The following is a 24,220-nucleotide window of genomic DNA, read 5'->3' on the forward strand; positions in this document are numbered from 1 at the left end:
AATAAAATCTTACGTTAGCCACTTGGAGCAGCATGAAATCAGTACATCGCCTCATTCCAGATCGTCTACATTCCCTCCTATTGACCACTTATGCGACTTACACTCGACCATTAGTTCCTCCTCTTCATTCACACATCCAAGATCAAAAACATGATCCTTTATAATCTCTTCTATTCCACATGAAACACTCACCTACTTCTCTATATTAAAACTTGTTTGTGAAAGTATTTATACGCCTTCTCCTCGAACTCGCTTCCGACATGCCCATTGCTCTTGGTCAAGGTTGCATTCTCCCCCTCGTTTTATCATCTTCTATTACTTTATCTGCATCCCCTTACAAAAAATAACTTAGGTTGTTGTCAGTACCGTTTATCTCCCACTTTTCATGATTCCCAGTTGTTAATAAATTTGAAAATAATTACATATAGTTAATTGATAAAACGAAATGAAGAGGTGAATGAGTTGGATCAAATAAGAGTCCAGATGAATGGGGCAATTTTTTCACCAGAAGTGTAAAAAGAAAAAGAGCAAAAAAATTGTAAAATTTAACTTGACGTCTACATCATTACTCCTCTTCTTACGAAATCGTTATATTTTCCTAGTTATATATTACAGGATCTGATTATTTATGTAAATTTTGTGGGGTTCTGATGAATCGGGGTTTTAAATATTTGGCCTTCAACTTAGCAAAACGTTAAAAGCGATAAAAAAATGTAGAGCGGAAATCGTCCCAGCTCTACATTTTAATTCTAATTCCTTATATGTGACAGTTCCAAAAATCAAATCAATATTCGATCACTATAAAGAATTTCTCACAAGTAAAATTTACCTCCACACAAATCCCCACCTTTATTCAAAGGTGGGGATTATAAACAACAAGATAAATAAATTTAATGATCAAAAAGCTCAAGTTGCATATGTTTATTCAATGCATTGTTGAGTTTTGCTACATCAATTGTAGATAGCTGTTCTATTATAGAATGACCAATAACTTGTCCTAATTTTGGAGGAACTGCATTACCAATTACTTTATACTTAGAAGCAAGCGAATTACCTACAAAGACAAAATGGTCAGGAAAAGATTGAATTCTTGCAATCTCTCTTACAGAATATCTTCTATTTTCAGTTGGGTGTATGATACCACAGTTTTCAGGAGTGGCTGCAGCAGTAATAGTACCATTAATTTCATTTCTAGAAAATCTACGATAAAAATTTGGTGCCCTATACTTCTTCATATTATCCCGAATTTTTTTTAATCTCGGCGGAAGCTTATCATATGGAATGTCCTTCCAAGATCCTCCTTCATTTATGAAAGGGATTAATTTCTTTGATTGAGGAGAAAATTCCCAAACATCATTTTGGTTTGGCAAGTTCTCTACATCTTTTATTGCAGCTCCAACTGTAAGTTCCAAATCTTCTTGGCTATTGGTTGGTAATGGGAATTCATACTCGAATTCTAAATCTTTTCTTATACCAACAAATATCACACGGTATCTTTGTTGAGGTACACCATAATCACTAGATCTAATTAGTTTGTAATTTACAACATATCCAGGTTCAATGTCATCTAATGTTTTCACAATAGAATCTAGCAATAATGATCCATCTAAATTTTTTGTAGAAAGAATACCTCTAACATTTTCAAAGATAACGACCAACGGCTTTTTAGCTTCGATAACTCTAATCGCTTCTTCAAATAGAGTCCCTCTTTCGTCAGTAACACCTTTCCTTGAGCCTGCACTAGAAAAAGGTTGGCAAGGGAAGCCTGCTGCCAATACATCACAATCAGGAATTTCATCCACATCTATTTTTTTAATATCTCCTTCAATAACCGTGGAGTTTTTCATATTAAAACGGTATGTTTCAACTGCAGTATGATCGACATCATTTGCCCATACCACATCCATGCCTGCTTGCTCTAAACCCAAATCTAATCCACCGCAGCCACTAAATAAAGAAACTACCTTTAATTGTTTATTCTTCAAATTAATCCACTCCAAATTGATCAGAAATAATCAATGTTTACTGTAATTTTATAGGAACCTACTATATATCTGGAAATGATTTCTTTTCTAATTCATTATAATCATCAGCAGTGAATATAAAATTATTTAAATATCTATTATAAACTCTTTCATCGGAGAGGTAAACCAATTTAACTGGTTCTTCACTAATAAAATCTAACGTTACTTTTCCGAAGATATCAAATGTATTTTTGGAGTTAGAATCTGTAGGGAATAGAAAGTAATTACGAACCTTCTTTCCAATACTTTCTGTTTGTAGTCCTTTCTCGTAAAGCAGTTGTTTTGCCACATCATTTACAGATGGATTCCCCAGAACTTTACCATTATCGAAGCGGATATTATAATACTTTGCATCTAATATCAAGAAATATTCAGTTTCTTCCAACTTGTAAGTAGAAATCACATCAGGCTTGAATGTATCCTTTTCTACTATGTCCCCTGCTGGATAAGAACTCCAACTTGGTCTTGGTAAAGAGTTTTCATACAACTTAAACTTATTATCAAAAAGTTCACTGCAGATTTTTTCCCAGATGTGTTCAAAGTATTTTGTGCCATAAGCATCTATTTGGTTCATTTTGTGTTCTGAGGTGTTTAACAAAACCGCCTTAATAGCTTTTAGTAACTTTATTCTATGGTCAATAAAAGTAAGGTTTAATTCTCTATCTATCACATTCACTAAATAATCTACTGCACCTAGGTCTTCAAGATCCAGATCTAATGGTTCAATTTCTATATGAGAATAGCCTAACCAATTCTTGTACAACTCGTAACAATAATTAACTACCCATTGATGTACCTTTATAATCAAGTGGTTTAAGTCACTAAGATCGTTATGAGTTAAAACATCAAAGTAATAAGGTGAACCATTAATAATTGTTGGGTTAAGTTCATCCACGGTTTCTCCCCACAAGATTTCACCGTCACCATTCAATTCAATTATCTCTTTGCTTACTGTATAAAAACCGTTAAGAAGATAATCTTCTATAATGAATTTAGATAAAGCGAAAGAACTTACCTCTTCATTTAACAGATTATCTGAAAGAAAATCCATTTGATCATGGTTAACTAATGGTTTTGAAGCATATTTTTGAATGACGTTAATAATTAACTGAGCTTTCCGTTCCATATCCTCTCTTGTTTTAGATGGTTTTACATACTTAGGAAAAATAAAATAAACATTGTGTAGGTAATTTAACATTCCAACAAAATGAAACGATAATTTTCCCTTTTCAACTTCAATGCATATTTTCTTCTTTTTTAAGGTCTCAATAAATTCACTTTCGAAATACTTTTCTAAAAATGTTACTGAATAATACTTCTGTTCAATAAAGTAATACGTCTTCAACTAATCTTCACTTCTCAGGTCATCTTCAGAAAAAATGAATATATTTTTTTTGTCATCGAAATCCCTTACGATATCTGAAAAATTCTTTTTTCTGAATAACTTATTATGATTGTACCTAAGTACATCATCTCGCAAGTACAAAAGTAACTTATTTTTGAAAGTATCAATATTATTTAACTCATGAGCCTTTAAAAAGAATGGACCTAACAATTTATCTTCTGAGACAAAATCTTTAATATGGTCATTAATAGTCGTCCTCAATTTATTCCAAGAAACCTTTTCTCCTTCCATAAACGGCAATTCAACAAAAACACTATCCATCTTATGATCATTTTGGTCTAAAGGTAAATACTCAAATGACCATCTTCTTTTAAATGCAGTATCCATTGGATTAACACCTTGGTCAGAACTATTCATTGTTGCCCATATGAAAAAATTGGATGGTAGTTTTATTTCACGATCCATTATTCCTTTACTTCTTAGAAAGTTCATAACATCAGGATTAAAGACTATTCCGTACTCGCTTTTGCCGTCTTCATCTCTATCTAATAATTGAAAAGCATCTCCAAAGACTCTTGCTGCATTTGCTCGATTGATTTCTTCAATAATTAACACGAAGCTTGATTTTGGATTCTTCAATGCTTTAACTAAAGTTGAAATGAAAGGACCGGGCACAAATTGATAATCTATAATGGGTTCGAAATTCTTGCCTGGATGTTTGACTTTATCTGAAGAATATATAGGTTCATCTACTTCCCGATATAAAGGTACAGGTTTATATGAACCGATAAATTGATTGTAAGAATAATTCTGGTAAAAAGTTATTCTCTCAACAAGTTCTTCACTTTTAAAAGTGTTATCTATTTCTGTTTTTAATGCAAAACTCTTCCCAGTTCCTGGGGCACCATAGATAATTTTATTTCGTGGTTTGTCTTTCGGAATGGTAATTTCGTCAAATGATTCACTTTCCCCAGTTTCTGTAATGTCGTCTTCCTCTTGCCCTGTTTCATCCTCTAGGGAAAAGTCCCTAAATAGACTTTCATCTAAATCTTCTATTCTAAAAGAGTTCTCACTAAAGTAATCCTCTTCTAAATCAGGGATGTCTGCATTATCAAATAGGAAATTTGCAACATCAGAAGAAAAGGTGTTAGACAAAGCCTCTCTAATACTTTCCTCCAATGACTTTGTATCATCTAGTTGAATATTTTTTAATAAGAATACAATCAAAGGGAATGTATCTTCTCCACAAATTCTAAAGCCAATATATTGAAATAAATTCTCCTGCCAATCTGGATGTTTCTTAAGACTACTAGTACTTCCAGTATCAGTATCTTCTCCTAATAGTAATAATGCTGAATTCTTAGGTCTCGTTGGATATTCAGTCACACCAGTTGCTGCAGCTCTATTAACTTGGGTAGATAAAAAGTTTTTTCCAACTTTTGTGGATATTCTATTTTTCAATTCTTCTTTAGTTATTTCACCTAGGTAGTTACCCTGCAGTTCCTCACTATTTAATGTTCCAAATGTTAATATATCGGACACAACGCTACTGAACATATTCCTTAAAGGTGAACCCTTTTGAACGTCAACAACTTCTTCATTGGACCTTTTTTCCACAATGTCCGTTGCTAAGAAATATACTAGTGAAGATGTCCTTTCCAAGTTAATTTTTCCTTCACTAGCAGATTTTAACTCGGGATAAAACTCATTTATTGCTCTTGATGAAAAATACAATTGTTTTCCTCCTAATTCCTATATAAGAAACTGTTTTAAATTATTTCTTTCATATAACAAAGCTATGTAAATTAATCAGATTTGTATTTGTTAAGTGAATGATCTGTTAACTTGCTTTATTTATCAAAGTATTACATTTATGTAACATATTTTACTACAATGAATTGCTTGAATCTAGAGATGTTACCATTCATTTTTTGGTTCTGAATAAAAGTTTATATTTATCTTTAGACTTCAAATTCTACTAAGTAAATGAAAATATTCGTCCAAGAGAATAAGACTTATACATATTCTTCACTAAACGGTTAATAAAATATGTATGGGTATTTATTTTATTAAATTAACAAGTTAGATGTCCTAAGTGAATAGACCATTACAATAAGACAGTGGAATAGAAAGTGCATGTAATAGATTACGCAATATACAAACCTGCTAAAAAAAATGTAAGAGACTTGAAGATGAAAAGTTCTTCTCGCAGAAGAACTTTAGTACTCAATTATTGGAGAATAAATACTAAGAGAAATATAACCTAACTTTGAAGGAAATCCTTGACTATATTTAATATGCCCGGATTCCTGTTATTTTCCATTAACAAAAGTAAAGGTAGACATCGTCTTATTATTAAGTATAAAATTAATAGTTGCTTTAATAAAAAAAGTAAGCTATGCTGCTTATTAAATAAGAAGTTGTGGGAAGTGTTTGCCATGAAAAAATTAACTTATAAATTAATTGACCTCTTTGCCGGTGCAGGAGGACTTAGTAACGGATTTGAACAAACAGAAAGATTTAAAGTGGTTGGCGCTGTAGAAATAAATAGAGCTGCCCGTGAAACATTTGAATGTAATCATGGGGAAAATCTAATTCTTGATGCAGATGAAAATGGAATAAGTGACATAACAAAGATAGATTTTTTATCTTTGAAGTCTAAATTAAACTTAAACATAAATGACACTGTTATAGTTGGAGGTCCCCCTTGCCAAGGATTTTCCAACGCAAACAGGCAAAAAAATTATTTGATTTCTGGAAATAACCAGCTGGTAAAAGAATTTGTTAGAGCCATAGATGAAATACGTCCGATTGGTTTTGTTATGGAGAATGTTAAAACAATGAACTCTGATACTCATAAATTTTTTGTGACCAAGGAAAACTCTGAAAAGTCCAAGGATTATAGCTCTTTAAAACATCTTAATGAAATCTCTAAAGAGGAAAAAATTTATTCCCAAGATCGTATTGAATTAATTGTTTCAGAGACTTTGCCGAAGAGTCTATTTGTTAAGTATAAAACTTTGAATGAAGTCCCACACCCTATTATTCAAAAGAAAGAATTACTAACAAGGTTGCGTACATTTCAGCGCAGATATCAAAAGTCAAACATTATCAGCCTAAAAAACAATGCAGAAAAAAATGAAGTAGAATGTATATTATCTGAATTAGAAAATTATGACTCTCAAGATATTCTTGTAAAAAATATTATTTCTGACTTAAACAAATTGTTAACTGAATTATTATTAGATCCTGTAACTTCAGAACAAAAAATACAGCACTTAATTACGTTTAATGAATACAATCGATTCTTAACTAGGTGTCAGGAATTAAAAGATGAAGAGATTGAATGCCTCAAACTTGTAGCTGATTATGAAGCTAATAAATATGTAAGAGTTGAAGCAGTAGTGTATTCATATAATGTTGTAAAATATCTAAAAAAAGTATTTGAATGCTTTGGGTATAAAGTAGAACCTGGAGTCCTGGACTCATCTAACTATAAGGTACCTCAGAGAAGAAAGAGATTTATAATGATGGGAGTCCGGTCCAAAGAGATTAATATAAAACTTCCGGAGCCACTTACTGATAATCCTACAACAGTGAAAGATGCAATTAGTGATTTAGAAATTATTGAACCTCAGCAGGAATTCGATAATTATAATGAGAACATCTATGTTGAATTGTCGGAAGCATCTTCACTAGTTAAGGGCTACTTTAGAGAAGATATTACTGAGAGTCTATTGTTTAATCATGTTAATACAAACAGCTCTCCCCTAATTAAGAAAAGGTTTGAAGCAATCAGAAAAACTAATGGGAAGAACTTTCATAGTTTATCAGAAGAATTAAAGTCTAGTTACGAAGATGCTTCTAGAACACAAAATACCGTTTACTTAAGACTTAACTATGATGAACCGTCCCCTACTGTAGTCAATGTCCGGAAATCTATGTGGCAGCATCCAACAAAGGCAAGAGCTTTAAGTATAAGAGAAGCAGCTCGCCTACAATCATTCCAAGATTCATTCATTTTTCATGGACGTAAAGATGAACAATATCAACAAGTAGGTAATGCTGTTCCCCCCTTATTGGCAAAGGCTATAGCAAATCAGCTAGTAGAATATTTAGATGAAATTCAAGAAATAGACAGCTCCAAATAGGAGACTGTCTTTTCTTTTCCAAATTTAACATAACAATATATAGAAATTTGTACTACAATAGCAATATAAGTATATAGTCCGGAATGGTTATATAAGATTAGTTATTTTAATAAGGAGATAGTTATGAAAACAATTTTAACTCAACCCTCAGCCGGCCCCGTTATAAACGCATTACGGGCACTAGGTTATAACGCTAGAACAGCTATTGCTGATATTGTAGATAATTCAATAGATGCTAAAGCATCAGAAATAGACATGAATTTTGATTATAACGATGGTAATGGTTATATCGAGATTAAAGATAATGGATCAGGAATGAACATAGAAGAAATACAAATTGCCATGTCAATTGGTTCTAAGGATCCCCGTCATAAACGAAAAAACAAAGAATTAGGTAGATTTGGCATGGGGCTTAAAACAGCCGCCTTTTCATTGGGTAAACGGCTAAGTGTTCTCAGTAAACAAGGTAATTACATCGTTGAAAGGTGCTGGGACTTGGATCACGTTTCAGACACCAATAACTGGGAACTATACACTAACATACCTGAAGAAGTGAAAGTACTTATGTCAGACATAAACAACCCATCTGGCACAATAGTCTTTATTGACAAACTCGACAGGTTTATGAGAGCTGGAGAATCCCCTATTTTGCCGGAGAGTTTTAATAAAAAGATTGAAAGAATATACAAGCATACTTCTTTTGTTTTTCACAATATACTTTCTGGAGAAATAAGCATGAGGATTAATGGAAACGCAGTTGAACCTTGGGATCCTTTTTTAACTACTCATGACTTTACTAATCCATTAAGGCCAAGAGTACTTAAGGATACTTCGGGATTGATTAATGTTAGTACATATATATTACCTCATGCTTCTTATCTCAATCAAACGGAATACAGAAATGCTGGGGGAATAAAAGGTTGGAATGATCATCAGGGATTTTATATTTATAGAGAAAACAGACTGCTTCACTTTGGAAACTGGCTTGACTTATTCCCAAAAGACCAAGCATCTCAATTAGCAAGAGTAAGGATTGATATTACAAATAAGTCAGATGAGATATGGCAGGTTGACATAAAGAAATCTACAGTAAACCCACCTGACTTCATCAAGAATCAATTAAAAGCAATTGCAAAAGAGGCACGCGAAATTTCTAAGCAAGTATTTTACTTTAGAACACAAAGTAATTCTGGCGACACTACAATCCGAAGCAACGTAAATACTTGGCAGCAAGAGAATGTAGAGAATGGTACAGCTTTCAAATTAAACCGTTCACACCCCCTACTTCAAAAGATAATGAAGAATACTTCTGATGAAAATCTTAAAGATTTAAAAATGTTCCTAAAACTTGTAGAACTTGGCTCCCCTGCAAATATTGTCATCGTACCTAAAGTTGAAGAAGAACTGATGCAGCCAATTACTGACAGCGATAAAGAACTAATCAGCCAGCTGGCAGGTATGTATACACAGCTGGTAGACTCAGATGATAGCAATGAATTGATTAATATCATTTTAATGACACCTTCAATGGAGCGATTTAACCGTTTTACCATTAAGACAGTATTAGAGGAGAGAAATTATGTTAAATCAACTTAAAGAAGAATATTTTAATCGATTTAAAGCTCAATATAATTTATTTAAATCACTTGATGCAAAAATTTCTAAACAAGAATTATTTGAAAGAACATGTACATTTATGGATACATTTTTCTCGAGCGGAGTTGAAAAGCGTATTCTTGAAAATTGGAAACTAGAACTCCAAAAAAACTTTGGAGACGGAGGTATAGTTTATACATCCTCTCCTCTCGTACTCAGAATAAAGGATCCTGATGGCTGGTACACACCTGGCAAAGGCAATAGATTTTTCTGGCAAAGATATCAACAATTTTTAGTACAGAAGAAAAACTGGGAACAAAATGTTATTGATGTTATAGATGAAACTACGGATGAAGTTTTAAAGTCATTGGGCAACCCCAAAGCTACTGATCCATTCGATGTCCGCGGTTTAGTCCTTGGATATGTTCAGTCTGGTAAAACAGCCAACTTCACTGGCCTTTTAAATAAGGCTTTTGATGAAGGATATAAAATTGCCATTGTATTATCAGGTATTCATAACGATTTAAGAGCACAGACACAGCTTAGATTAGAAGATGAAGTTATAGGACAATCCAATAAGGGTGTTGGATCGATCGTCAATAGTGATGAAATGCACTTTATTCAGTCCCTCACGACAGTGAATGAAGACATTACAGGAATACCATTAAACCTTTCATATAATTTAAGCGGAAGCAAAACTCTTTTAGTCGTTAAAAAGAATAAAGATGTACTAGAACACTTAATTAAACTCCTCACTAAATTAATTAAACAGGCTGGGGATTCTAACCTCCCTGTCATTATTATTGATGATGAGGCGGATCAAGCTTCAATTGATACAAGTGATAAGAAAAAAGGCGAAGATCCTAAAACGATTAATCGATTGATTCGAGAAACTCTTATGTTGTTTAATCAGAAGGCTTATGTAGGTTACACTGCAACCCCTTTTGCTAATCTGTTAATCGGGGCACACAATGAAACTCTTTCTGAGGGACAGGATTTATATCCAAAAGACTTTTTAGTCGGACTTCCTAAGCCTGATGCATATTGCGGTCCTGATGAGTTTTTTAACGCTGCTGAAAATGCAGACGACAATAGACCCTCCTTGATTATTGATATTGGAGATGAAGATGAGAATTTATTTAAGAGCATAAAGAAAAAAGACGAACATTATAAAGTGGATAGTGTCCCTCCAAAACTAAAGGAAGCACTACTTTCTTTTCTAATTGCTGTATCTGTTAGAAACTTACGTGGGGATGAAAATGAACATAATTCAATGCTTATACATACTTCAAGATTCACCCTTGTCCAGAGATCTCTTAAAGAGGTAATAGATGAAGAATTCAATAACATTGTAAATAATGTTAGATATGACTCTTCTAGTTCAGATGTACAACAAATAGAAAATCTTTATCATGATGAATTTGTTAATAAAACTCAAAAATGGAATCACGCCATGGGTACTAATTACGACACTTATGAGTGGAAAGATGTCTATGAAGTGATGAAAAAAATAGCATTGAAAATTAGTGTTATGGAGTTAAATGGGGAGAGCGAAGATGCATTAGAATATCACAAGTATAAAGAAGATGGGTTGAATGTTATCGCAGTAGGCGGTGACAAGTTATCCAGAGGTCTCACACTAGAAGGTCTTTCAATCAGTTATTATTACCGAAATACATTAATGTACGATACTCTGATGCAAATGGGCCGGTGGTTTGGTTATAGAAAATCATACTTAGATTTATGCAGAATTTACACTTCTGATGATATCGCAGCAAATTTTGAGCATTTAGCTATTGCAATGCATCAACTGAGAGAAGAATTTGATAAGATGAAGAACGAGAAATTATCTCCTAGCGAATATGCAGTTAGAATGTTAGCGCACCCAAAAATGATGTTAACAAGTAACTTAAAAATGAAAAATGTTAGAGCAGCTTACCAGAATTATAGTGATAAACTTCATCAGACAAGATTATTATCAAAGGAAAAATCCACCTTTATAAATAATATGAATACGACAGTGGAGCTAATAGATAAGGTTTATTCCAAAATTAAAACACAAGAAGTTGAAGAGAAAAAAACAAAAACCAAATATCATGTAGCTTCTGAAGTTGACGTAAAAGATGTTATTGAGTTTTTAAGTAGCTATAAAACCTATGAAGGTTCAACAAAATCTTCTTCTGAAAGTATTATTGAATATATCAAACTATTAAATTCTGAAGAATACAAAGAGTTAAAGTCATGGAAAGTCGTTATAGTAGAGGGTATTCCAACCCAAGAGGTTACCAACCAGAAAGTAAACCTCGGCCCGCTTTCACTCTCATATACTGTCACGCGTGGTGCAAGTGCAGACAAAATACCTAATGACCGGGTGGATGTGAAAGCCATTGTTGCTGCTAAGCAAAAATACTTTGATGAAAAGAAAAAAAGTGGCAGTGTTTCTAAGCCTAAGCTATTTATTTACCCTTTAAATCCCCATGCTAATGTGTTTAAAAATGTTCAAAGCGTAGGATTCAACGATTACTTAGTGCCTATAGCATTTGCAGTTGCTTTTCCTTCTACAGAACATAAGATAAGCGATCAAGTTTATTTAAAAAATAAAACTATTGATGAAAAGAGTGAACTTCAATGAAAGCTGAAGTTATAGAAACATTTAAAAACATCTTTTCCCAAATGGAAAAAAGTGATGATAAATCTGAACTGGTTCCGATGATACCATTATTTCAAGATGACATTATAGTTTTCTGTGGTATCGATTATGCATCAGAGAATCGATACTTTTTTATAGAAATTCCAGATGGACCATGGGAAGATCAACAATTGAAGTCTTTACCCAAATGGCGTGGCTTAAATATTAAAATGGAACACCATGATTCATTTGGACCTTTAAAAGACCGTTACTTTATTGAATTTATTCAAGCTGATTCTGAAACTGGAGATTTGTTTGAAACTATAATGCAAAATGTTTTTGATCATATCGTAACACGTGCAGAAGATGAACCTCTATTTACAGTAATCTTTAAAGTTCTAGAGAAATGGAAGAGTTTCTTTAAACGTGGTGGATTCAAAAAGTTAAATGAGGATCAGCAACGTGGATTATTTGGAGAACTTTGGTTTATGAAGAAATGGATCGAAGCTAACCCCGATACCCCTCCTCTTTTACTTAAAGGCTGGGGCGGTCCTCTAAGCGAGAGAGTCGATTTCATAACCAATAAACACGGTGTTGAAATAAAGACTGTAAAAGACCAGCTCAATAAGAAAATTCGTATTTCTAACGAAAAACAATTAAATATTACTGAGGCTGTTCCAAAAATATATTTATATGTTTGCTACTTAGAAGTCAGCCGTAACATAGGGCTTACCCTTCAAGACTTAGTAGATGAACTTAGGGAGCATTTTCGAAGGTTCTCCCTTCAACTTTCACTTAAATTTGACGACCTTTTAAGAAGTTCCGGTTTTGATGACGATGAATATACAGATCTTTATATGAATGTTTTACACGAAGAAACTTATGAAGTAGACTCACAGTTTCCGAGGATCCCGGCAGATTCACTCTCTAAGGGAATATCTCATATTTCTTACTCAATTGATTTATCTCATTGTGAGTCTTCAAAAATTGAATCAGAAACAATATTTAAAATAACAGGACGGTGAGTAATTTGAAAATTAAGCATGAGCTTCAATCATTTTATAACGATTTTATGAAGGATTTACAGACAGAAACATTAAAAATGTCACCGTTTGAAGCCTTTCTTGAAGAGTACGTAAAATATATGGAATTCCCTTCTACTCCTATTTATGTTGAATTTTACAGGCCAAATCTAAATGTACAAGTAGATGCATACTCATATGAAGAGGATGAAAAAGAATTAAACTTATATATTATTGATTTTGATGAGTTTATGGATCAGCCAGAAGAAATCACAATGACAGCCTTAAAAGAATTAGCAAATAAAGCTAAAAGATTCTTTAGTCAATATAATGCTCTTCCGATTGATCCATCTCATGACATTAATGATTTACTCTCACTTCTAAAGAATGAAGAGAGTGTTATTGAACGTTTGAACATTACGGTTTTAACGAATAAATATTATAGAACCAATAAACCCATCGAACTTACTATACAAAAAAACATCCAGTTAGATGTCGAAGTATGGGATATAGACAGATTATTTCAGATAGTCTCTTCTGAACAAGAATCATCAACGATTTTAATTGATTTCCAAGATGAATTTAATCAATCATTTGAATTAATGAAAGTACCACAGCCAAAAAGCCTAATTGAGAATCACGATACTTTTGATTGTTATATAGGTTTTATTTCAGCAGAATTATTAGCAAAAGCTTATGATAAATGGGGACCTAAACTAGTAGAAAGGAATGTCAGATCCTTCTTACAAGCGAGAGGTGCTACCAATAAAGGTATTAGAGACACCTTGAAAAATGAAAGTGAGAAAGACTTATTCGTAGTATACAATAACGGAATTTCAAGCGTTGCTCGATCTGGTAATTTAACACCCTCTTCTAATGGTTCTCACGTATTTAATATTGAAACGTTAGAAGGTTGGCAAATAGTTAACGGCGGACAGACTACTGCTTCAATTCATAAAGCATATAGAGATGGTGTAGATTTAAGTGAAGTATTTGTCCAAACAAAACTAACTATTCTTCATACAGCTGATAGTGACAGTTCAATGTTAGCGGAAGAAGAAATGGTAGCTAAAATTTCTAAATATGCCAATACGCAAAATAAAATTAATCAATCAGATTTACTAGCAAATACAAAATTCATGTCTTCTCTTGAACATTACTCAAGAACGGTGTGGATTCCTTCACAAGACAAGAGAAAAGCTGAATCCAAATGGTACTTTGAAAGAGCACGCGGTCAATATATGGTAGATTTAAACCGTAGAAAACGCGGAAAAGAACAAACAGAATTTAAAAAAGAATTCCCCAAGGAATTACTTTTAAATAAAGTAGACCTGGCGAAGAACTTTATGTCTTGGGAAGGCTTTCCTCACGTTTCTAGTAAAGGTGGAGAAGAAGCATTCAAGAAATTCATGGAACAGAATAAGTCTTACTGGAAATACGAAAAAAACAGTGAGAATCAACTTAAAGAACTAGAGGATTTTACTTCCATTATGTTTAAAAGACTCATTGCAAGAGTTATTATAAACAGAAAAGTTCAGGATGTTGTGAATACATTAGGGTTAAAGGGCTATAAGGCAAATGTTGTCTATTACTCTACAGCAATGTTAAATAAATTATATGGCGACTCTATTAACCTAGAGGAAGTTTGGAACAATCAGTCCCTATCAGATAAATGGGATAACGTTATTAAGGAAATTGCACAAACAACTTTAGAATTCCTACGAAACTCTGCAGGTGAGCAAAATGTTACCCAATGGGCGAAGAAGGAACAGTGCTGGAAAGAGTTCGTTAGTGAATGTGAGAAGCAGCTAAAATACATTGTTTAGAATCAAAAAAAGAAGGTAAAGTTAGATACGCTAACTTTACCTTCTTTTTATGTCTATTTAATTCCGTATTGCGGGCCCTTAAACACCTCCCTAACATGCCAATGTAAAAACGAACTATCCGGATAATAGTAAGACTGAATCGGCTCCCGAACAACCTCACCATTAAACCTCATCAGCCACTCTTCAAACCCATGAGTCCCATGTGCATCTTGAGACACCACCATCTTACGCTCAGGCGTCAAAGTGAACACCCCCCTGTCAAATAGCTTATGATGTAAGGAACATAAGGCTATTCCGTTTTCCTCAGTATCAGGACCACCTGCTTGGTGCCACTTAATATGGGCTGCTTCGACCCCAACCAGTGCGTGGGCGAGTCTTACATTGAAACCACAAACTGCACAACTGTACCCATAAGCCCTGAGGATCTTCTCCCTGAATTTAGGATCTCTTTTCTTTTTGGTATAGATGGTAAAATCCAATCCAACCGCATCTAGGATGTCCTGGTGGATTGTTTCAGGAAAGTGACTATCCAAGATAGTATGGGCAACCTCCTGAACGAGCCTCGAGTCATTTTTAAGAAGTTGATAAACATCCGGGGTGAATCCGCCTGCCACTCCATCCGCCAATAACTGACGATTACTTGGACTCTTTGCATTTGCTTCTTTATCCAGAAGCCATATCCCGTCTCTCCTCAAGCGTACAAAAGGTTCTTCAGGGTGATAGGATTTCCTAAGAGGACCGAATTCCCTCAGCAACTCTGTCAGCTTCTCCCTTGTAACTTCATAACTTATGAATCTAGGTTTGTCAGCTTGAAGCTGCCCCAATGCAAATAGAATTAATAAAGGTTTATGCGGGGCTCTCTGATCCCCTTTTTTCCATATGGACAGGTTGTTGATTCTATCTTTTAATTCAGCGCTGTTCATTGATTTCCACCTTGCTAAGAAATTTATTTTTTCCTATATAATAGAAGAGTTACATATTCAATGGAATTAATCCTCTACCCCAATCAGAAACACCTTCTCCTCAAATCCCCCACGCTTATCAGCCTTATCTTTCCTCACTGCTTCCACTTCTTCTATAGAAGTCCCATGATGCTTTGCCACAGCCCGCATAACCTCTAACAGATCAGCAAGCTCTTCCACTGCTTCTCTATCCGTTTCGGCAGCACAGTACTCATCCAATTCCTCATAAGCTTTTTCTCTTAAGTACTTTATGTAGTCTTCATCGTTAAGGAACTTTATTGAAAAATTCTTACTATTACTCTCTATGATTTCAGGGATTTTATCTCTGACTAGCTTGTTGTAGGTCGGCATGTTGGTGACCTCCTGTTTTTGTATTAACTATATTTTAACATTTTTATAAAGAGTCGATGAATCAAAGATACTTATTTTACTTATCGATTTGTTGATCCAATGTTTAAACACCTATCTAAATTAGTTACCAGCAAGGGAAAGGCTTTTTATAAAATGCTTGGTAAAAAAACGATACACATTTTACATATTAAGGAATAAAAGGACCACTTGTGCGTGGTGGGTGTTTTCCCCCGATTTGATAATGGTTTAAAAAGGGGAGAAACCTTTGGTTAAGAAACAAAATGATCGGTTTTCAAGACTTGTAGGAGAACATCTAAAACGGAGAAGACTCGAGCTAGGAATGACTCAGGCTGATTTTGCTGAAACGATTGGTTTGTCTGAAAAAGGGGTCGGGCGAATCGAGCGTGGAGAAAGATCTCCTACATGTAAAACACTGACTTACATCCTAACAAAAGCAGAAATCAGTATAGATCGCCTTCTTCTAGATGTTCATAATGATATGCCTTCTGATGATTATTAACATACATAGTCAAATATTTGTTAAACGGAGGGATTATGATCAAAAAACAAGAACTGATCCTATTCAAAGACAAGCAATCATACAACTTTATGATTCTCGGTTTTACCCGTGAACAGGAATACGGGGAGATTTATGTTACCGATCATAATAGAAGGACCTCTATTTACAGGGGTTCTGATGTGAAGGAAGTTATAAAGTTGGCAAAGAGAAAAAGCAGGAGCTCGCTTCTTGAGTAAACTCCTGCTTTTTTCATTACCTCATTAAATATACCTATTACCTGTTTCTCTACCATATCATTTTTATTATGCTGCAAGCCTACCCTTTTAATTTAGGGATCGCCATCAAACCACACAAAGCAATTTTCAATTCAACCCTCACTTCTTATAAACCGTAAACTTCTCCGCAGCTGAAGTCCGCCCGCGCCCTGGTGGTACTTTGTCAAAATAGCCCATATGCAGGAATCCAGCAATCTTTTCACCAGGTTCCACGCCGAGCAGGTCTCGCACTTTTGGTTCGTGGATATGCGGGTTCGTTTTCCAGACCACGCCGAGTTTCCGTTCCCATGCAAGCAGCTGGAAATTTTGGATCAGCGAGCTGACGGCACCGAAATTTTCTTCCCATTGCTTTTGTCTCGGATCTTCTTTCATGACCACGATCAGGAATGCAGCCGGTTGGCTGAAATAATTCCTTCTGTTTTCCTGCATATCTGGCGAAAATGTTTTTACTAGATCCTCAACAAATCCGTCCTTTTCATTTGCAGGGACAAAGATGAATCGCCATGGCTCTCTCAGGCCGTGGTTCGGTGCCCAAATGGCATCGTCTAAGAGTTCGAGGACGGTTTCCTCGGTCACTTCTTTATCAAGGTAGCCGCTTTTAATCGAGCGACGTTCACGGATCGTTTTTGCCAAGCTAGAGTTTGTATTTCCCATCATGCATTCCCCCATCGTATTCGATTCTCACTTTATACTAAATGATAACAATTATCATTATCATTTGTAAAATGTTTTTAGACAGTTTTTTTTCATATTAAGAAAGTCGTACTAACTTCGGGTCCCCTACATCAGATCACCTAGGTTCACAAGCCCTTCAGCGCGCACAAAATCAAGGGCTATATCAAATGTATACATCAAAATACATTCGCATATGTATTGTAGAGCCGGCACCTGAAAAAGGTGTCTGTTCTTTTTTGGCCAAAGAATCCTAGACCTATCATACTGTATGGGTTTCAACTTATTTTCAGAATAGTTAAAATTTAATTAGATATGAACAATCTGCGTTACAATGAATGGGAACATTTAGAAACAACTTATAGGGGTGTCAAACTAATGAAGAAGAAACTAAATGGATTGCTCTTGCTTTTAACGTCGATTGTGATCGTTGGTTGTGCCAACGTTGAAGGTGCAACCACTTCAGATCAAGAAGCAGATCCGAAAGTAGAAACCACGGAAAGTAAGGAAGAAGCTTCTCCTGAGGTTCCGGATCAGCCTGAAGCAGAGGAAGCAGTCGTAGATGAAGCCTCAACTGAAACAAGTAATGAAGGTTTTCCAGGATTCGAACTCATTGAAGTCGATGGTGGTGATTTGTCTGGGGTTCGCCAAGCAAATGTCGTCGTGGACATTGGTTTCGGCGACCGTGAGTACTGGGCATTCACAAATGAATACGGTCAGCTAGTGCGCGTCATTGCAGACGAAATCATTTTACAAGATGACCGCTCCGAACCGGTGACATCGTCTGGCAGATACTACTCTGATGAGGCGAAGGTTCCTGGCGTCGAAAGTGCGGTATTGGATGAAGGGCATATCATTGCTGACTCTCTCGGCGGGGTATCGAATGCGTATAATATCACCCCTCAAGACAGCACGCTGAACCGACACGGTGATCAAGCGTATATGGAAAAAAACATCAGGGACGCTGGTGGAGCCACTAATTTTGAAGCGGTCATCACCTATCCAAATACGAAAACGCAGATCCCTTCAAGCTATCAGTATACCTATACGCTAAAAGGGAACGTCATCGTTGATACATTCGACAATGTGAACCCTGATGACGTAAACGAGTCACTCGGCTTAACAGAAAGTACGCCTTCCAGTTCAGAGAGCTCCAACACGAATTCAAACACAGAACACGATCTCTCAAGCATCGATACGAACGGGAATGGACTAGTGACAATCAAAGAAGCAAAGGCAGCTGGCTTCACGATGCCGATCACAAGCGACCACTGGTTGTACGCTCATATGCGTGATAATGATGGAGATGGGATGGTTGGAGAGTAGATACAGAGCCATAACAAAAAGCTAGGGGACTTCCCTAGCTTTTTTCGTGGCTATCATCTCATGTTCTTGCTCTAGCCCCTGCGCTAGCCCACTCGAGGAACAGAACCCGAATAATCGTCCTTCAATTAAACTCTAAAACTAAAACGTTGCCGGAGAAGAAGAACTCGACTCATCCGCCTTCACACAATCAATCGCAATCACCAGTGCAATCACAATCGTCTCCATCCCTTCATCCAGCACCTTCACCCTGTAACTGTCGCCCCAGCTGAACCACTTCTTATCGACTTCAGCTACAACCTCGCCATGCTGCAACACCTGAAAGTTCATATCCCACCAATTACCCCGCACTTCAATGCCTGCCGCATCGATTGTGTAGCGGGCTTTCAAAAAGGAGAACGCCTTCTTGATCGTTACGACATCTTGACCATTCACTTCAACGAAGAACTTCGGTAAGAAGCTGAACGTCTTTTTCGTGATGAGTGCCACTTCGTCCCTGCTTGTGTTCAGTATGGAGTACGTCTTCGGAACCTTCATGAAGCTTCCCTCTACATAATAACGGTCCTTCTCTTCCTGATCCTTCACCGTGAATTTTCCGCTGAGACTGAATACCTTTTGTTTTATATATAGTTCTTTCATGAGTGTGCCTCCCGTTTTTTGGTCTTACCTTTATGTACGGATGAGCTGGGTTTTGGTTCCAAATTTTCATCAACCAGCACCACCCCTCCCCTGCTCAACTTCCTCCCCCTCGAACCCTGCCTTATGAGCCTAGTTAGTTATGCATTCTTCAGGATCGATGTTGATGGGTTTCCAGACTCCTTCAGCATCCTTTTTAAATTGAGAAATCAATACATCGGTGTCATTTGTTAATTGATAAAAGACAAACCGATAATCGGCTCCATCCTTGCCGATAAAATCAATGACCTTGACGTAACCATCTTGTTTGGTTGGCAGCTGTTTTTTAATCAGCTTGCACCAGTTGCCATACATAATGCTGACGACCGCTTCCGCATCATGCTGCCATAGGTGATACGCTGCACATAGGAAGTCCTCTCCGTATAATTTCATCCCATCGATTTTATAAAGGTTGTTGTGGACCTTTTTCAATTGGATACAGCCGTAATAATAAGCAAAATAAGTCACACCTTTTGATGAACCTTCGATGGTTTCCAGTTCGATGAAATAGGATACGGAGTCTTGATCATCGGGAAGTCTGTTCATCTTAATAAGATTCAAATGTCCAATACCAGCAAACGATTGAAGATAGTCTTGATAAGAAACCCTTTTACGATAATCTTCAGTAAAGAAATTGTACGCAACGGGAAAGGGCAACTTTGCCATTCCCACCGTTCCGCACCCGCCCGTCTGCTGCTCGGTGAGATTCTCTGCCTCTCTTAAAATACTGAAGTAATTTAAGATCGTTTCATCAGCTGTGCGCGTCAAGGTGGCAGGAAGTTTTATTTCTGTATCGTTTTTATCGTAATAGGGATCGAAAAATTGTAAGTCCTTTAGAAGTGTATTTTTGATGGGGATGCACGAAGGACGAAAATATTTTTCGGGATCAATGGTCCTTGTCGGTAAGGTGTGGGTTCGTTCAACGGGCTGGCCAAATGGTTGAGGTTCGTATTGGGCGCCCATCACCAGAGTCAATTTTTCGTTAGGATCACGACGAAACATTCCGTTTATCCACCTTGTAAAATTCTTCACTATGCCTCCCCCCTTCAAGGAATACCATATTCACGAATAGGCAGGATTATTAACAACCTTCTAAAGCGAAAGAGTTTTGGGGTCCGTCCCTCATCGCGTTAATGCGTTAACAGACAGAGGGACGTACCCCAAATTCCTATATCCTTTCCATTTTTTGTATCGGTGGACAGGCTCACTATGGTAAGCTTAATATGTATGTATTTTCCAATCCAGAGGTGATGACGAAATGTCAGACGGCTTAGGCTTATTTTTAACGATTGTCCTTGAGGTCTTCGTGTTTGTCCTTTTAAACGTTTATTCTTTCAAGAAATCCGCGGGTTCGATCAAGCGACGCTTGTGGGCAGGCGTCCTTTTCTTACTGCTAACCCCGGTCATTTTTTTCGGCACCCTAGGGTTTGTCTTGATTTTTGATGAGGGTGGTTGGGGCGCCGGCATTTTGGCGGTGGTCTTTACAGGGCTTTATATTCTGAACGGGATCATCATTCTGCTTTCATCCGTGCATATTTACCTCACAAAATGAAAGCATCTCATGAGCCCTCGCAGCGAGCGGGGGGATGACTGGATCAAGCATATTTCTACATCTTATAAGGAGGGGTACGTTGAAGAAGATCATAGGAATTGCACTAGTATCGGTTATAGGAGTCGGCATTGCGTTATGGGTATGGCATTCAAGTACCCAAACATTTCTAGCAGAGAAAGAGATAAAGGAAATCGAAGAGTTAAATAAGTTTGATGACAGAACTATTTTACTCCCAACATACGCTCCTTTTAACGTCCACGATGTTGAATATGAGGAGATTTACAGTGGAAAACGCGAAGTGAAAGATAATGAAATTGTGTATGTTGACAAAGATAACCTAGACTATTTACGACCAAAAATTCTCTATCACTCTAATGATGAACCTACTAGAGAACTTGTGCTCTTTATTGTGAAGGATTTGGATCAGGACCATATTAAATACGATAAGATTGTTAAGTTCGGTGATGATCTTGAAGGTTTTTATCGTGTTCATCAAAACACCCAATTTTTCACTTGGGATCAAGATGGTGTCTTTCTCGATATGGCGATTACAACTGAAGATGAAGATCAACGTTTAACGGTTGAGGAAATTGTTAAAATAGCTGAATCGTTTGAGAAGTGGTCGTTAAGTTCATAACAAAAGGAGCTTGGATAACCAAGCTCTCTTCAACAGATGTTCAGGGTCTGCCCCCCGGCGCGTTAATCCTTCACCCATTACGCATTCTTATTGATAAGGTTCAAATTCAATCGATTTTGCTTGATACATATCATCCCGGTATTCATAGTTTATAACGATACTTCCAATTGAACTGGCAGGAGATATTTGTCCACCCACATTAACGGTTAGTTGATTGTCTTTTACTTCATAGTCAATAGTACTTCCGAAACTCACATGATCGAACAAGTTCTGTTGTTTGATTTTTAAAGGTGTGATATCGACTGAGTAGCTTTTGTCACCTACAATGACGTTTGCTTCTTTAGGCGTTAACTTCGTTTTTACATTTTTATGTATGATGGCTAAAGGATGATCAACAATCACTTCGTTTAAAGATGTTGTACTTGTATCAAAAACATGCACATCCTCCCATAATACACCCGTTCCGTATCCTTTAGTTAAGACTATGATTAGCTCTCTTTTATGATCATTGTTTATGTCTTTGCAAATGATTTGTGGCGCATATGAAGGATTCGTAACGCTAGCCCAAAAAGGTTGTGAATACATTACTCCTTTGATATCAATTTTGAAGTCCCTATATAAATCATCCATCTTTTTAGCATACAAGCTAATATTTTCTTCATCGTTCCCACTTACACGTTCATATCCTTTTATCTCTGCTCCTGCTATTATGGGCTGAATCCAGAGAAGAGCTGCTAACGTTAATCCAATAAACGAACTCATAAAACCACCTCATTTTACTGTTCCCTCATGGGAGATCTAATATAAGGTGATTTCTGGATGTTCTAGGTTAGACCCCAAATATCGCAAATTAAAGGAGCTGAAATCACTCTCAGTAGTGAAGTACCAGCTCTAATCATTATGAAGTAAGAATACTACTTTTTAATACGCAGTTTATAAGCCTCATCAATAAATCTCTTTATCTGTTCTAAAGAATCAACCCACTCCAACTTAATGTAAACTTCACCAGGAGTTGGCCTTCCAGAATGGGAGTCTTCAAATGCGTGACCAAGCAACTCATCAAGTTCTCTCTGCATCGTTTTTGCGGTGTGTGTATGGAGCTTTTTCCCTAAATGCAGGACAAAACATGTTCCCCTTTTAGAAGTGGTGGTTGCAAATTTGTATGAACCCTTTTTACTTATATATCCGATACAATCCGTTCTGACCCCATTGTTTTCACGATCATGGTAGTCTTCTACTTCGTATTTATAGGGACTACCATTGTAAAGGTAATCATCGATTTCTTCAGCGAGCCTTTTGGCTTTGTCTGTTTTAAACAAGCTGTAAAAATATTTTTTGGTTTTTTCCGGTAATCTCTCTGTGACCCATCCAAAATATAAATTTACTCCGCTTTGCATTACAGGTCCGACGACTGTTTCTTTTTCTGGTGTGATACCAAACATCTCGACGAAAGATTGATAATCCTGAAACCATTTCGCATCTGCACTAAAAGAGTGGATTAAAACCAGAGCATGTTTGGCGTTTACTTTTTTAGCTTCTAGCATGGCCGAAGCCGTTCTATGAAATAATTGATATCTCTTATCTAATGCATCTTCTTCATTTAGATTCAGCAATTCCAATAATGACTTTAGTCTTTCTTTTTTTCCTTCACTTGGGTTTTGACCTATCCAAGCCCTTACTTCTTTTCCAAAAGGCTCTGATGCCTTTCCTTCAACCATAATCGTCAGCAATTCGGCACCAGACTTTGCAAGTAAGTATAAATCATTCTGGGAAGACCCGCCGCCTCCCGGAATCTTGACTTTATATTCAGGAAAGCCATAAAGTATCTCCAACTCATTAAATATTGAGTTATGACTATTCTCCAACACACTTTTCACATTTGCCGGAATGTTTTCAGCTTCCTCCCAACACTTCGCTAACTCATATGCTGAATAATGGGGTTTCCATTGTTTTGTAGGATCGGCTACTAACTCTCTCCAAGAATCTACACCTTTTGATGGAACAAAATAGTTACCCACTTCTACTCCTCCTTAATTGATTTCCTCCTCAAAACACATAAACCAATACCCAGACTCATCCACTTTACAAAACGCATGCCGCTCTTCTCTCTTCCCATCTGGCGTAAACCAGCATGCACTCACTTTCTGCATTCCCGTACCAGGATCCTCATACCTGTAAACCATCAACACATGCGATTGCTGAAGACGATTCTTCTCCACGACCAGCTTGTTTAAAAACTCCATTCGTTCTTGTGATTCTATGTATTGTATACCGATTACATGTTTAGGTAGACATCCCTCATCGGTCTCCGAAAACAACTTCTCAATTGTCTCAACGTCTTTCCCCCACTGACTTTCCCTTTCCAGGTGGAGATCCAACGATACATATTCAACCTCACTGACCCTCTTATCCCACTTCCACCACGACAAATCCATCGGACGGGACCGCCCCATCGCATAATCCATTTTACGATCTTCGATAAACACCTCGTAGCCAAGCATCTCTCCTAAACTGGCAAAATAGTCGATCTCCCTGTTCGTGAACATCGATACATTGTGATTGACGGATAAATTCAACCTTCTATAATTCCGCACATACCCTTCAAAAAATTGCATGAGATTGAAATGATTCATATTTTACTCCCCGTTACCAAATTTATA

General features: G+C 36.4%; 21 protein-coding genes. 10 read left to right on the forward strand and 11 right to left on the reverse strand.

Annotated elements, in window-relative coordinates; genetic code table 11:
- Window positions 1-890 precede the first annotated feature (890 nt).
- The 3 genes from LCM10_RS04870 to LCM10_RS04880 all read right to left on the reverse strand — a co-directional run bounded on the left by LCM10_RS04870 (window position 891) and on the right by LCM10_RS04880 (window position 5,103).
- Window positions 891-1,985 (reverse strand): DNA cytosine methyltransferase, encoded by a 1,095-nt coding sequence (locus tag LCM10_RS04870; protein ID WP_224875043.1) that lies wholly within the window; start codon window positions 1,983-1,985, stop codon window positions 891-893.
- A gap of 61 nt (window positions 1,986-2,046) precedes the next feature.
- Window positions 2,047-3,369 (reverse strand): LlaJI family restriction endonuclease, encoded by a 1,323-nt coding sequence (locus tag LCM10_RS04875; protein ID WP_224875044.1) that lies wholly within the window; start codon window positions 3,367-3,369, stop codon window positions 2,047-2,049.
- Window positions 3,370-5,103, reverse strand: coding sequence for an AAA family ATPase (locus LCM10_RS04880; protein WP_224875045.1), 1,734 nt, complete (start codon window positions 5,101-5,103; stop codon window positions 3,370-3,372).
- A 704-nt stretch (window positions 5,104-5,807) separates the two neighbouring features.
- Between LCM10_RS04880 and LCM10_RS04885 the strand changes: the two genes are divergently transcribed.
- The 5 genes from LCM10_RS04885 to LCM10_RS04905 all read left to right on the forward strand — a co-directional run bounded on the left by LCM10_RS04885 (window position 5,808) and on the right by LCM10_RS04905 (window position 14,593).
- A complete protein-coding gene (locus tag LCM10_RS04885) occupies window positions 5,808-7,520 on the forward strand; it encodes a DNA cytosine methyltransferase (protein ID WP_224875046.1) in 1,713 nt (570 codons plus the stop codon).
- Window positions 7,521-7,643: 123 nt separating this feature from the next.
- A complete protein-coding gene (locus LCM10_RS04890) occupies window positions 7,644-9,116 on the forward strand; it encodes an ATP-binding protein (RefSeq protein WP_224875047.1) in 1,473 nt (490 codons plus the stop codon).
- Window positions 9,100-11,748: a Z1 domain-containing protein gene (locus LCM10_RS04895; RefSeq protein WP_224875048.1), complete on the forward strand. Its 2,649-nt coding sequence runs from the start codon at window positions 9,100-9,102 to the stop codon at window positions 11,746-11,748. Before LCM10_RS04890 ends, LCM10_RS04895 begins: the two co-directional genes overlap by 17 nt.
- Window positions 11,745-12,770, forward strand: a complete 1,026-nt coding sequence (locus LCM10_RS04900) for a PD-(D/E)XK motif protein (RefSeq protein ID WP_224875049.1) — start codon at window positions 11,745-11,747, stop codon at window positions 12,768-12,770. The genes LCM10_RS04895 and LCM10_RS04900 overlap by 4 nt, the downstream gene beginning before the upstream one ends.
- Window positions 12,767-14,593, forward strand: coding sequence for an AIPR family protein (locus tag LCM10_RS04905; protein ID WP_412103360.1), 1,827 nt, complete (start codon window positions 12,767-12,769; stop codon window positions 14,591-14,593). Before LCM10_RS04900 ends, LCM10_RS04905 begins: the two co-directional genes overlap by 4 nt.
- 53 nt (window positions 14,594-14,646) lie before the next feature.
- Here the strand turns inward: LCM10_RS04905 and LCM10_RS04910 are convergent, their stop codons facing one another.
- Window positions 14,647-15,516 (reverse strand): phosphorothioated DNA-binding restriction endonuclease, encoded by an 870-nt coding sequence (locus tag LCM10_RS04910; RefSeq protein ID WP_224875051.1) that lies wholly within the window; start codon window positions 15,514-15,516, stop codon window positions 14,647-14,649.
- Between the two features lie 66 nt (window positions 15,517-15,582).
- A complete protein-coding gene (locus LCM10_RS04915; RefSeq protein WP_224875052.1) occupies window positions 15,583-15,906 on the reverse strand; it encodes a nucleoside triphosphate pyrophosphohydrolase in 324 nt (107 codons plus the stop codon).
- Between the two features lie 265 nt (window positions 15,907-16,171).
- Between LCM10_RS04915 and LCM10_RS04920 the strand changes: the two genes are divergently transcribed.
- On the forward strand, window positions 16,172-16,426 hold the full coding sequence (locus tag LCM10_RS04920; protein WP_224875053.1) for a helix-turn-helix domain-containing protein: 255 nt from the start codon (window positions 16,172-16,174) through the stop codon (window positions 16,424-16,426).
- A 35-nt stretch (window positions 16,427-16,461) separates the two neighbouring features.
- Window positions 16,462-16,662, forward strand: a complete 201-nt coding sequence (locus LCM10_RS04925) for a hypothetical protein (RefSeq protein ID WP_224875054.1) — start codon at window positions 16,462-16,464, stop codon at window positions 16,660-16,662.
- A 138-nt stretch (window positions 16,663-16,800) separates the two neighbouring features.
- On the opposite strand, the gene LCM10_RS04930 is transcribed toward LCM10_RS04925, so the two are convergent.
- Window positions 16,801-17,355, reverse strand: a complete 555-nt coding sequence (locus LCM10_RS04930) for a nitroreductase (protein ID WP_224875600.1) — start codon at window positions 17,353-17,355, stop codon at window positions 16,801-16,803.
- A gap of 396 nt (window positions 17,356-17,751) precedes the next feature.
- On the opposite strand from LCM10_RS04930, the gene LCM10_RS04935 reads away from it, so the two are divergent.
- Window positions 17,752-18,699 carry a DNA/RNA non-specific endonuclease gene (locus tag LCM10_RS04935; RefSeq protein ID WP_224875055.1) on the forward strand — a complete coding sequence of 316 codons (948 nt, stop codon included), beginning with the start codon at window positions 17,752-17,754 and terminating at the stop codon, window positions 18,697-18,699.
- 138 nt (window positions 18,700-18,837) lie between these two features.
- On the opposite strand, the gene LCM10_RS04940 is transcribed toward LCM10_RS04935, so the two are convergent.
- Together LCM10_RS04940 and LCM10_RS04945 are read right to left on the reverse strand one after the other, a co-directional pair.
- The gene (locus LCM10_RS04940; RefSeq protein WP_224875056.1) at window positions 18,838-19,335 is read right to left on the reverse strand and encodes an LURP-one-related/scramblase family protein; all 498 of its coding nucleotides are present in this window, start codon (window positions 19,333-19,335) and stop codon (window positions 18,838-18,840) included.
- Window positions 19,336-19,464: 129 nt separating this feature from the next.
- Window positions 19,465-20,373, reverse strand: coding sequence for a hypothetical protein (locus LCM10_RS04945; RefSeq protein ID WP_224875057.1), 909 nt, complete (start codon window positions 20,371-20,373; stop codon window positions 19,465-19,467).
- A 256-nt stretch (window positions 20,374-20,629) separates the two neighbouring features.
- Here LCM10_RS04945 and LCM10_RS04950 point away from each other — a divergent pair, with 256 nt between their 5' ends.
- Complete coding sequence (locus LCM10_RS04950; RefSeq protein WP_224875058.1) at window positions 20,630-20,923, forward strand: hypothetical protein; 294 nt, start codon at window positions 20,630-20,632, stop codon at window positions 20,921-20,923.
- 79 nt (window positions 20,924-21,002) lie between these two features.
- A complete protein-coding gene (locus tag LCM10_RS04955; RefSeq protein ID WP_224875059.1) occupies window positions 21,003-21,560 on the forward strand; it encodes a hypothetical protein in 558 nt (185 codons plus the stop codon).
- An 87-nt stretch (window positions 21,561-21,647) separates the two neighbouring features.
- On the opposite strand, the gene LCM10_RS04960 is transcribed toward LCM10_RS04955, so the two are convergent.
- The 3 genes from LCM10_RS04960 to LCM10_RS04970 form a co-directional block, all read right to left on the reverse strand.
- Complete coding sequence (locus LCM10_RS04960; RefSeq protein WP_224875060.1) at window positions 21,648-22,322, reverse strand: hypothetical protein; 675 nt, start codon at window positions 22,320-22,322, stop codon at window positions 21,648-21,650.
- Window positions 22,323-22,474: 152 nt separating this feature from the next.
- Window positions 22,475-23,578, reverse strand: a complete 1,104-nt coding sequence (locus tag LCM10_RS04965) for a DUF6946 family protein (RefSeq protein WP_224875061.1) — start codon at window positions 23,576-23,578, stop codon at window positions 22,475-22,477.
- Between the two features lie 12 nt (window positions 23,579-23,590).
- Window positions 23,591-24,193, reverse strand: a complete 603-nt coding sequence (locus LCM10_RS04970) for a hypothetical protein (RefSeq protein WP_224875062.1) — start codon at window positions 24,191-24,193, stop codon at window positions 23,591-23,593.
- Window positions 24,194-24,220: the final 27 nt, after the last annotated feature.

Origin of the sequence: Rossellomorea aquimaris (genome assembly GCF_020171925.1) — a bacterium.
Taxonomy (GTDB): Bacteria; Bacillota; Bacilli; order Bacillales; family Bacillaceae_B; genus Rossellomorea; species Rossellomorea aquimaris_F.

Coding starts and splice junctions, on each gene's coding strand:
- LCM10_RS04885 (WP_224875046.1), top strand. CDS start 5,808: ATGAAAAAATTAACTTATAAATTAATTGACCTCTTTGCCGGTGCAGGA.
- LCM10_RS04890 (WP_224875047.1), top strand. CDS start 7,644: ATGAAAACAATTTTAACTCAACCCTCAGCCGGCCCCGTTATAAACGCA.
- LCM10_RS04895 (WP_224875048.1), top strand. CDS start 9,100: ATGTTAAATCAACTTAAAGAAGAATATTTTAATCGATTTAAAGCTCAA.
- LCM10_RS04900 (WP_224875049.1), top strand. CDS start 11,745: ATGAAAGCTGAAGTTATAGAAACATTTAAAAACATCTTTTCCCAAATG.
- LCM10_RS04910 (WP_224875051.1), bottom strand. CDS start 15,516: ATGAACAGCGCTGAATTAAAAGATAGAATCAACAACCTGTCCATATGG.
- LCM10_RS04915 (WP_224875052.1), bottom strand. CDS start 15,906: ATGCCGACCTACAACAAGCTAGTCAGAGATAAAATCCCTGAAATCATA.
- LCM10_RS04925 (WP_224875054.1), top strand. CDS start 16,462: ATGATCAAAAAACAAGAACTGATCCTATTCAAAGACAAGCAATCATAC.
- LCM10_RS04930 (WP_224875600.1), bottom strand. CDS start 17,355: ATGGGAAATACAAACTCTAGCTTGGCAAAAACGATCCGTGAACGTCGC.
- LCM10_RS04935 (WP_224875055.1), top strand. CDS start 17,752: ATGAAGAAGAAACTAAATGGATTGCTCTTGCTTTTAACGTCGATTGTG.
- LCM10_RS04940 (WP_224875056.1), bottom strand. CDS start 19,335: ATGAAAGAACTATATATAAAACAAAAGGTATTCAGTCTCAGCGGAAAA.
- LCM10_RS04945 (WP_224875057.1), bottom strand. CDS start 20,373: ATGTTTCGTCGTGATCCTAACGAAAAATTGACTCTGGTGATGGGCGCC.
- LCM10_RS04950 (WP_224875058.1), top strand. CDS start 20,630: ATGTCAGACGGCTTAGGCTTATTTTTAACGATTGTCCTTGAGGTCTTC.
- LCM10_RS04960 (WP_224875060.1), bottom strand. CDS start 22,322: ATGAGTTCGTTTATTGGATTAACGTTAGCAGCTCTTCTCTGGATTCAG.
- LCM10_RS04970 (WP_224875062.1), bottom strand. CDS start 24,193: ATGAATCATTTCAATCTCATGCAATTTTTTGAAGGGTATGTGCGGAAT.